Below are 8,526 nucleotides of genomic sequence, written 5' to 3'. Positions count from 1 at the left end.
CCTGGACTGACGCCGACATTCCCGACCAGTCCGGTCGGCTGGCCCTGATCACCGGCGCCAGCAGTGGCCTGGGGCTGGAGACGGCCCGGGCCTTGGTGCGCCGCGGTGCCACCGTGGTGCTGGGCTGCCGCAGCCGCCAGCGCTCTGAACAGGCCCGCACCTCCCTGCTGGCCGACGCGGCGGGCGGTGCGATCGATCTGCTCGATCTCGACTTGGCCGATCTGGCCTCGGTGCGGGCCGCGGCCCGCGAACTGGCCGATCGCTATGGCCGCCTTGACCTTCTGATCAACAACGCCGGCGTGATGGGCCTGCCCCGCAGCCTTACCAGCGATGGTTTTGAGATGCAATTTGGGGTGAACCATCTGGGCCACTACGCCCTGACCATGGCGCTGCTGCCGCTGTTGCGAGCTCGCCCGGCGAGCCGGGTCGTGACCGTGACCTCCGGGGCCCAGTATTTCGGGCGCATCGCCTTTGACGATCTGCAGGGGGAGCGCCGCTATGACCGCTGGGCCGCCTATGGCCAGAGCAAGCTGGCCAATGTGATGTTCGCCTTGGAGCTGCAGCAGCAGTTGCTGGCCGCCGGCGCCGATGTGCTTTCACTGGCCGCCCATCCCGGCATCGCCCGCACCAACCTGCAACCCGCTTCGGTGGCCGCCAGCGGCTCCTGGTTTGAACCCCTGGCCTATCGAGTCATGGGTCCGCTGATGCAGAGCTCCGCCATGGGGGCCCTGCCCCAGCTCTTTGCTGCCACGGCGCCCGCTGCCCGGCCCGGGGGGCACTACGGCCCCGACCAGCTGGGGGGAATGCGCGGTCACCCTAAGGAAGTGCCTGTGGCCCCTGCCGCCACCGATGGCCAGCAGCGCTTGAAGCTGTGGCAGCTGAGTGAGCAGCTCACGGCAGCCCCCACCAGCTGAGAATTGCCATGGCAGAACTAAATAACCAGGCTGTTAGTGATAACCAGACCGTAGAGGTTGCCCTTGCCATGTTGGAACGTGATGGCTGCTGGCTGATGCAGCTGCGCGACGACATTCCCGGCATCGTGGCCCCAGGCTGTTGGGGCCTGTTCGGGGGCCATCTGGATCCGGGTGAAACAGCGGAGCAGGCCCTGCAGCGCGAGTTGTTGGAGGAGATCGGTTGGCAGGCGGAGCTGCTCCACTACGCCATGGAGCACCGCAACCCCAGGCGCCGGGCCCATGTCTTTTGCGGCCAGCTAACAGTGCCGTTGGCGCAGCTGCAGTTGCTGGAGGGTCAGGACATGGCCCTGGTGTCGCCCCAGGAATTGCTCAGCGGCTCGATTTGGAGCCCAAGGCTGCAGGGCCACCGTCCCTTGGCCGCTGGATTGGCCGAGGTGATGCAGAGGTTTTTTGCGGCCCCAGCGGGCCCGAGCCAGCCCTGAGTCCCTAGCGCCGGCCCCAGGGGGGAGCGGCAGCAAGTCAGGGCTTTCAAATTATTGCGGCATATTGTCAAAAGTGCTGTTTTGCTGGTACCAGTTTGAAGCAGTGCCCGTGACCTTCCAGTCAGGATCAATCATCGGTCTCCGTTCCAAGCCTGATGCGCTCTACCAGGTAGTGAACCTGGACGAGGTCTCCGGTTCCGCCTGGGTCAGGCGTTGGCCTTTGAGCCGCCATCGGTTCCCCACCTTTTCGGTTCCCCACGCCGAGATCACGGCCGTCGACCAGGGCAGCCTGCGATGATCACGCCGATTTTTCTGGTGCTCACCAGGCTGATCCGTTCGGCTTGGACTGCCGCCCTCACGCTGGCCTGCATCGCAACCTGCCTCGAATGCGCCGCCCAGCTGAGTGCTTTCAGCTAGATCCCATCAGCTAGATCCCTTCAGCTGAGCACCGGACCGGCCAGCATGGTTTTGGCCACGAATGGCGACGTCATCGCCCGCAGCAGGGCGCTGTAGTTCAGCCCAAAGCTGATTTCGGCCCCCACCGCAACCATTTCCCCGCCGGTGTCGAGCACCAGATGGTCGCTACTGGCGCCCAGCAGCTCCATGCCGGCGGGCAGGGACAAACCGGCGGCATCCACATCCTGCAAGCCCAAGGCCAGCAGCACTCGCCAGCGTTCGCCCCGATCGCGCCGCCCAGCCACCGGCCCGAAGGCCCCCTCCCCGGCGCAGCCCCAGGCCAGGGTGGGCTTGGGCCCGGCTTCGATCACTTCCCCAACCAGTTCAAACGCATTGGTGAACAGCCCCTGGATCGGTCGCCGCCCCAGGGGCTCGCGGCCCAGCAGGATCGCCTCCCCCAGGCGCAGGTTGTTGATCCGGTCGACCCTCCCGCCCTCCAGCAGCCAGGGCAGGTTGGCGGAGTTGCCGCCTGACACAATCGGCAGGGCGATCCCAAAGGCCAGCTCCAACCCCCTGGCCAACTCGCAGAGTTGGCCCATTGAGGCATCGGAAGGCCCAATCCCGTTCTGGCAGCCCAGGTTAGTGCCCAGCCCGAGCAGGTCGAGCCCGGGCAACTGCAACAGCTCGGCCGTGATGCCATCGAGCTGCCTGGGCATGATCCCCTCGCGCAGATCCCCGAGCTCCACCATCAGCAGCACGCCGTGGCGGCAGCCCTGGTCCACCGCCGCGGCCGAAAGCAGGGTCAGTACGGCCGGCTCACTGTTCAGGCTGCAGTTGGCCGCCGCCACTACCCGCCCCACCTGGCTTGGCAGGGGTGAGCGGATCAGGGTCAGCGGCACTGAGCCGTTGCTCTGGCGCAGGGCCTCGATCGTTTCGATGCGCGACTCGCCGAGGCCCGCAACCCCTGCGGCGACCAGCACCGAGGCAATGGGGGCTGAGCCGAGGGTGGCCTTGGTCACGGCCGTGACCGAGATGCCCCTGGCCGCGAGGCGCTCGACCAGGCTGCGGGCGTTGTGGCCAAGGCGGTCGAGGCGGATGACCAGCCTCGGTGAGCTCACAGGGCGATGGCGTTGGCCATCGGCTTCAGCTCGGGGAAGGCCCGCACCACCATGTCCACCAGCCGTTGGGGTGAGCGGCTGAGCGCATCGGTCGCCGGGATGCCCAGCTCAATCTCGTAGAGCGCAATAGCGGCGGTCATTTCGGCTTCGCTCATCCCCTCGTGATTCAGGGCCATGCCGATCACCCGGGTGGCCGGGGAAAAGGCTTCGATCAGCTTGATTTCGCTGGCCGCAGTAGGCATCGGGATTTTGGGAAAATCGCTGAGCCGCTGCCGCATCGGGGCATGCTGGAGCACGACGGCTTGGGGTTGGCTGCCCCGCAGGATTGCCGTGGAGCTCAGATAGGCGGGATGGCTGAGCGCCCCCTGGCCTTCGATGACGATCACTTCGGGGCTCTCCGCCTCGAAGGCATGGACAACTGCGGCCTCCACTTCGCCGGAGCCGTACTGGCAGGGCAGGGCGTCAAGGGCGATTCCGTAGCGGGCGCCCTGCATCAGCCCGGTTTGGCCCGTGCCCACCATCACCGTCTTGATGCCCCGTTCGTTCAATGCCCGGGTCAGGATCACGGCCGTGGTGCGTTTGCCGATGGCCCCATCGGTACCCAGCACGGCGATTCGTTTGCAGCCCACCGAGGAGATGCGCCCGCTGAAAAGATGCAGATCCCCTTGGGCGGGGGGGCGGCGCACATCGACGATCCTGACGTTTTTGGCCGCCGCCGCCGCTGCAAATTCCAAGTCGTCGTTGAGGAATTCGTGCAATCCGTTGATCAGGTGCAGCCCTGCGGCGATCGCCTCCAGCAGCACGTGCCGCTCGGGCGCCTGGAGCCTGCCGCTGGCGGGTGCCATGCCAAAGATCAGCGTGTCTACGGGGCCATTGGCTGGGGCCAGGGCCTCAGCTAGATCCGCCAGGATCGGGATGCCGGTGGCGACGCCATCAAGCACCTGGCCGGCATCAAAGCCCGCCAGCTTGCTATCGATGATCGACTGAATCTTGAAGCGCTGTGAATGACGAACCAGCCCGTTGGCGGTTTTGCCGTCGATACGACCGAAATTAGCTTCGCAATAAACTACAGCCCTTGGAGTTGACGGCGAATAAATGTTATTCTGAACGGATGACACCTTAGTATTTGCCTTGGTTCTTGCCTCAGAGGAAGCGACCGAATGGTCCGCTCCAGCCAGGCCAAAACGGGGATACCAGATGCCCCCACCAGGTGGGGTTTACCAGTTCACCCTAGGCCCAGCTGCCAAGGGGGGCGGATATCTGCAGCTCTTTGAGCCCGGCCCAATCCAGTCAGGGCCAGGCGATAAAGCTCACCGGTTCATATTTGGCGAAAGTGATGCGCCAGGCCCTGCTTACGAGACCCTGCAGACTGTCAAGCAAAACCTGCGTTTCACCCCCGGAGAGCCAGCTGGCTTTCAGCAGTGGCAGCTGTTCACTCATTACCTCCATAGGTATTTCCACCAGCAACAAACTGCCATCTCCCGCCGCCCGCTGCAGGGGGCCCTCATCGCTGCGCTGCCAGAGGCGCAGTAGCAGTTCCAGCGCCAGGCTGCGGCCGGCCTCGCCGGGCTCAGCCGCTTCGGCCGCTGCTGCGGCCTGGGATCTGCCGGTGAGGGGCAGGGCGCGCTTGCCTGAGATCTCAACGAGCGCAAGGGCAACCAGATAGGGAGCGTCGGCCATCGGACCAATCCTTCAGGGCCGCCCCAGCCTGCCTGATCGCGTCAAACCAGCCGATCGGCAGAGCATTAGGGGTGCGGCATGGCTACATTCAATCTGCCAATCCAGCCCCACCGCTTGGGTGTGTGTTCCATGGCTACCATCGGAGACCAGCTCCAGACCTATCGCACCGCCCTAGCCGAGGCCCAGGCCAGGGGTGATGTGGCTATCGCGCGCAAGATCGAACAGCAAATCAAGGATCTGGAGGATTTCCAGCAGCGCCACCCCGATGAGGCCGTTGCGCCCTCACCGCTGGAGGTGTTCTGCGACCTGAACCCTTCGGACATCAACTGCCTCGTTTACGACGACTGAGTAGCAATTGCTTCCCGGTCAGGATTCGCAACTCCTAGGGTTGGCCTGGCTCCCCTCGCCGTCCTCGCCAGGGTCAGCCGCAGCCAGGCCAATCGCAGCCAGGTCAACCGCAAGAGAATGGATCTCAGCCAATTTCTGGCCAATGGCGGCCATGGGGCCCAGGAAGAAGGGTTGGAGTCGATTGAGATTCCTGGCCGGATTGCGGTGGTGGCTAGGGGGCGCTTCATGCTCAGGGCCCTTTGCCGCAGCTTCGGGGGCTCCTCCCGCATCACCTGTGCGGTCACCGATCAGCAGTGCTGCCTCGATTACCTGGCTGTGGAAGCTGGGGATCCCTACCAGCTGCTGATCTGCACCGACTATCTCGAGAGCGGCAGCGGGTTCGACCTGGTGCGCCAGGCTCGGGAACTCCATCCCAACATCCATGCCGTGGTGTTGGCCCTGGGGGATTCGATCCCTGCCGAATGCCTCGATGCCCCCTGGTTGGAAGCGGTCGTGGCCGAAGCCGACTTTGTCGATGACCAGCAACCGCTGCAGGCCGCGGTGATGGCGGTGCTGGGCGGCCACTCCTACCGCAGCCCCTCCCTGCGCACGGGCATCCTGCCCTACCTGAGTTGCCCCCGGCTAACGCCGCGGGAATACGAGGTGCTCGACCTGCTCGCCAGTGGCCTCAGCGATCGCCAGATCGCCAAACGGCTCGTGGTCAGTGATGAAACGGCCCACACCTACACCAAGCGGCTGCTGCAGACCCTCAACGTGCACAACCGGCTGCAGGCAGTGCTCAAAGGAATGCGCTGCGGCATGGTTCAAATCTGACTGTTCCCCCTTGGGGGCATCCATGGCTGGCCGTTTCAGGCAGATTGATGCCCATCCCAGACCAAGATGGTGATCGCATGGCCTTGATTCAGCGCCAAACGCCCTATCCCCACTGGGAATTCAGCGATTCGGCCACAGGTGACCTGCTGCGGATTGTGCCCGAGCGCGGCGGCCTGATCAGCGGCTGGAGCTGCTCTGGCCACGAGGTTGTCTACCTCGATCTGGAGCGCTTTCTCGACCCTGCCCAATCGGTGCGGGGTGGCTTCCCGGTGCTTTTCCCGATCACCGGTGGTCTGCCGGGCAATCGGCTGCCCTTGCCCCAGGGTGAGTTCAGCCTCGGCCAGCATGGCTTCGCCAGGCAGATGCCCTGGCAGCTGGAGCCCCTCGCCGATGGCCTGGGGGTCCAACTGCAGTTGTCCGATACCCCCGAAACGCTGCAGGCCTATCCGTTCAACTTCCTGCTCAGCATGGAGGTGCGGCTGGCGCCAGGGGCGCTGGAGATCAGCACGGTGGTGCAAAACCGCAGCAGCGAAGTGATGCCGTTCAGCTTCGGGCTGCACCCCTACTTCAACCTTTCCAGCCTGGAGACGGTGCGGTTTGAGGGCTTACCTCCCCAGTGCCTCAACCACCTCAGCATGGAGGAGGCCTCCAGTGCCGAACAGATGGAACGGTTGGCCAGTGGCATCGACCTGCTGGTCAAACCCACAGGTTCGGTGCGGCTGGTGGATGCTGGCGCGGGCACCAGCCTTGAGCTCCAGCTCAGCCACCCGCTGGATCTGGTGGTGCTCTGGACGGAGCCGCCCCGGCCGATGGTGTGCATGGAACCCTGGAGTGGGCCGCGTCAGGCCCTGATCAGCGGTGATCGCAAGCTCGAATTGAGCCCGGGCGCCAGCACCAGGCTCCATACCCGCTATGCCTTTACGGCATCAACAGGTTCCTGAGACCCAACTGCCCCCAAACGGGGGCTTCACGCAATTGGGGGTGCTGGTCGAATCTGCATGGCGACCACGACGTCGTTGCCATGTTGTTGCCATGAGTCAGCTAACTTTTACCACTGACCTCACAATTGCTGAACTGGAGACAAGTTTTTCAATCTATTGCAAGTCGCTTCGTATCCTCATCCTTGAGGAGAGGACGATCAACCAGATCCGCCGCAGCGTCTGCTGGCGGCGCCTTTCTTCTCTGCATGAGGCCCTGCCGTACCGGTATGGGGATCCCTCCCATCTCTACTTTTTGATCAAAAGAGAGTGCGGCAAGTGAGGGGGCTTGGGCTGACCCAGATCCACCAATCCCCCCGGGTTCAGCGGCTGGAGGTGGGTGTGATTTTGGATGGCAATAGTTCGGCTTGGGTGCGCATGCTTGCTTGCAGGGGACAGTTAGGTGGGTCCAATCAGTACCAATAACCACCAAATTGCTGCGGTTTGCTGCTACTATTTGGCTTGAACGAACTACTCACATGCTTACAGGCTCCGAATTGCTCGCCAAGGTCAAAGAACTGGGTGATGTTTCCAAATCGGATCTGGTCCGTAGCTGTGGCTACGTGAGCACGAAGAAAGATGGTAGTGAGCGCCTCAATTTCACGGCGTTTTACGAGGCCCTGCTCGGTGCCAAGGGTGTAAGCCTTGGCACCGATAGTGTCGGCAGGGGTACGGGCAAGGGTGGCCGTAAGCTGAGCTACACCACAAAAATTCAGTTCAACGGCAACTTGCTGGTGGGCAAGGCCTACACCGCCATGCTCGACCTCAAGCCCGGGGATGAATTTGAGATCAAGCTGGGCCGCAAGCAGATCAAGCTTGTTCCCATCGGTGGGGCTGAGGAGGAAGAGTGATTCAGTCCCAGCCAAGCTGGCTTCTGGCAGCCTCAGCTGTTTTCTTTTACTCCTTCTGGGGCCCCGGTTTCTTCGTCGTACGGTTTCCTGCATCCCTGGCCTGCAGCGCTTCAGCCCTGTCCTGGCAAGTGGAGCAAAGCACCTTGCCCTTGCGCTGTCTGTATAGCTTGATCGAGCGCTCAATTTGCACTCCACAACTGCAACAGGGAAACAGGGGGCTCATCGGATCGGCAGCGCGCTGGGTCACCCACCAGGGCAGGATCGCAAATATCAGCCTTAGCAAGTTAACGCCAGTGGGGCCCAACAGCAGGGTGAAGATCCCCCCTGTCGCAAGCTGACCTCCCCCAACCCCCACCATGCCCCCCAGCCCCAGCCTCCCTCCGATCGCGGGCCATGAGGCGGAGATCCTTGCCTTGGTGCAACTGCCCGGAGCGGTGTTTGCCCCCCATTCCAATCTCCAGCTGGAGCAGATCCATTCAGCTTTTGCCTGTGCGCTCCACATGCATCAGCCCTCGATTCCAGCCGGGGACAACGGAGAGCTGATCTCCCATTTGCAATACATGTATGAGCACCCGGGCGAGGGTGATAACCACAACGCCGATGCCTTTGCCCACTGCTACAAAAGGCTTGCCGAGATCATTCCCCAGCTGATCGGCGAGGGCTGCAATCCCCGGATCATGCTCGATTATTCGGGCAATCTGCTCTGGGGCTTCGAGCAGATGGGCCGCGAGGACATCCTCGCCGCCCTTAAAACCCTCGCCTGTGATCCGAGCCTGCAGCCCCACGTGGAGTGGCTCGGCACCTTCTGGAGCCATGCGGTGGCCCCCTCCACGCCGATCCCCGATCTCAAGTTGCAGATCCTGGCCTGGCAGCACCATTTCGCCGCCCTGTTTGGCCCCGAGGCCCTGCAACGGGTGAAGGGTTTTTCGCCGCCGGAGATGCACCTG

At 63.4% G+C, this 8,526-nt stretch carries 11 protein-coding genes and 1 pseudogene; 9 read left to right on the top strand and 3 right to left on the bottom strand.

Annotated features, from left to right (window positions below):
• The 3 genes from KBZ15_RS13195 to KBZ15_RS13185 form a co-directional block, all read left to right on the top strand.
• Positions 1–914, top strand: a 914-nt coding sequence (locus KBZ15_RS13195) for an oxidoreductase (RefSeq protein ID WP_255015660.1), incomplete at its 5' end; no start/stop codon positions are given.
• Positions 915–922: 8 nt separating this feature from the next.
• Positions 923–1,396 carry an NUDIX hydrolase gene (locus tag KBZ15_RS13190; protein ID WP_254930703.1) on the top strand — a complete coding sequence of 158 codons (474 nt, stop codon included), beginning with the start codon at positions 923–925 and terminating at the stop codon, positions 1,394–1,396.
• Between the two features lie 294 nt (positions 1,397–1,690).
• Positions 1,691–1,813 (top strand): hypothetical protein, encoded by a 123-nt coding sequence (locus KBZ15_RS13185; protein WP_255015659.1) that lies wholly within the window; start codon positions 1,691–1,693, stop codon positions 1,811–1,813.
• Positions 1,814–1,833: 20 nt separating this feature from the next.
• Here KBZ15_RS13185 and KBZ15_RS13180 read toward each other — a convergent pair whose 3' ends face one another.
• The 3 genes from KBZ15_RS13180 to KBZ15_RS13170 all read right to left on the bottom strand — a co-directional run bounded on the left by KBZ15_RS13180 (position 1,834) and on the right by KBZ15_RS13170 (position 4,590).
• Positions 1,834–2,910: an alanine/ornithine racemase family PLP-dependent enzyme gene (locus tag KBZ15_RS13180; protein ID WP_255015658.1), complete on the bottom strand. Its 1,077-nt coding sequence runs from the start codon at positions 2,908–2,910 to the stop codon at positions 1,834–1,836.
• Positions 2,907–4,028 (bottom strand): DUF1611 domain-containing protein, encoded by a 1,122-nt coding sequence (locus KBZ15_RS13175; RefSeq protein WP_255015657.1) that lies wholly within the window; start codon positions 4,026–4,028, stop codon positions 2,907–2,909. The genes KBZ15_RS13180 and KBZ15_RS13175 overlap by 4 nt, the downstream gene beginning before the upstream one ends.
• A gap of 172 nt (positions 4,029–4,200) precedes the next feature.
• Positions 4,201–4,590 (bottom strand): hypothetical protein, encoded by a 390-nt coding sequence (locus KBZ15_RS13170; protein WP_255015656.1) that lies wholly within the window; start codon positions 4,588–4,590, stop codon positions 4,201–4,203.
• Between the two features lie 129 nt (positions 4,591–4,719).
• On the opposite strand from KBZ15_RS13170, the gene KBZ15_RS13165 reads away from it, so the two are divergent.
• The 6 genes and pseudogenes from KBZ15_RS13165 to KBZ15_RS13140 all read left to right on the top strand — a co-directional run.
• Positions 4,720–4,938, top strand: coding sequence for a CP12 domain-containing protein (locus KBZ15_RS13165; RefSeq protein WP_255015655.1), 219 nt, complete (start codon positions 4,720–4,722; stop codon positions 4,936–4,938).
• Positions 4,939–5,055: 117 nt separating this feature from the next.
• Positions 5,056–5,751, top strand: coding sequence for a response regulator transcription factor (locus KBZ15_RS13160; protein WP_255015653.1), 696 nt, complete (start codon positions 5,056–5,058; stop codon positions 5,749–5,751).
• 77 nt (positions 5,752–5,828) lie between these two features.
• The gene (locus KBZ15_RS13155) at positions 5,829–6,692 is read left to right on the top strand and encodes a galactose mutarotase (RefSeq protein WP_255015652.1); all 864 of its coding nucleotides are present in this window, start codon (positions 5,829–5,831) and stop codon (positions 6,690–6,692) included.
• Positions 6,664–7,011, top strand: a complete 348-nt coding sequence (locus KBZ15_RS13150; RefSeq protein ID WP_315859890.1) for a DUF3136 domain-containing protein — start codon at positions 6,664–6,666, stop codon at positions 7,009–7,011. The genes KBZ15_RS13155 and KBZ15_RS13150 overlap by 29 nt, the downstream gene beginning before the upstream one ends.
• Before the next feature lie 196 nt (positions 7,012–7,207).
• Positions 7,208–7,579, top strand: coding sequence for an AbrB family transcriptional regulator (locus KBZ15_RS13145; protein ID WP_255015661.1), 372 nt, complete (start codon positions 7,208–7,210; stop codon positions 7,577–7,579).
• A 356-nt stretch (positions 7,580–7,935) separates the two neighbouring features.
• Positions 7,936–8,526, top strand: a pseudogene (locus KBZ15_RS13140) (glycosyl hydrolase family 57); the annotation flags it as partial.

The sequence above is a fragment of the Cyanobium sp. BA20m-p-22 genome (genome assembly GCF_024346275.1).
Taxonomy (GTDB): Bacteria; Cyanobacteriota; Cyanobacteriia; order PCC-6307; family Cyanobiaceae; genus Cyanobium_A.
This window is presented reverse-complemented; position numbering and strand designations above follow the sequence as displayed.

Coding starts and splice junctions, on each gene's coding strand:
- KBZ15_RS13155 (WP_255015652.1), top strand. CDS start 5,829: ATGGCCTTGATTCAGCGCCAAACGCCCTATCCCCACTGGGAATTCAGC.
- KBZ15_RS13190 (WP_254930703.1), top strand. CDS start 923: ATGGCAGAACTAAATAACCAGGCTGTTAGTGATAACCAGACCGTAGAG.
- KBZ15_RS13165 (WP_255015655.1), top strand. CDS start 4,720: ATGGCTACCATCGGAGACCAGCTCCAGACCTATCGCACCGCCCTAGCC.
- KBZ15_RS13170 (WP_255015656.1), bottom strand. CDS start 4,590: ATGGCCGACGCTCCCTATCTGGTTGCCCTTGCGCTCGTTGAGATCTCA.
- KBZ15_RS13185 (WP_255015659.1), top strand. CDS start 1,691: ATGATCACGCCGATTTTTCTGGTGCTCACCAGGCTGATCCGTTCGGCT.
- KBZ15_RS13160 (WP_255015653.1), top strand. CDS start 5,056: ATGGATCTCAGCCAATTTCTGGCCAATGGCGGCCATGGGGCCCAGGAA.
- KBZ15_RS13145 (WP_255015661.1), top strand. CDS start 7,208: ATGCTTACAGGCTCCGAATTGCTCGCCAAGGTCAAAGAACTGGGTGAT.
- KBZ15_RS13150 (WP_315859890.1), top strand. CDS start 6,664: ATGCCTTTACGGCATCAACAGGTTCCTGAGACCCAACTGCCCCCAAAC.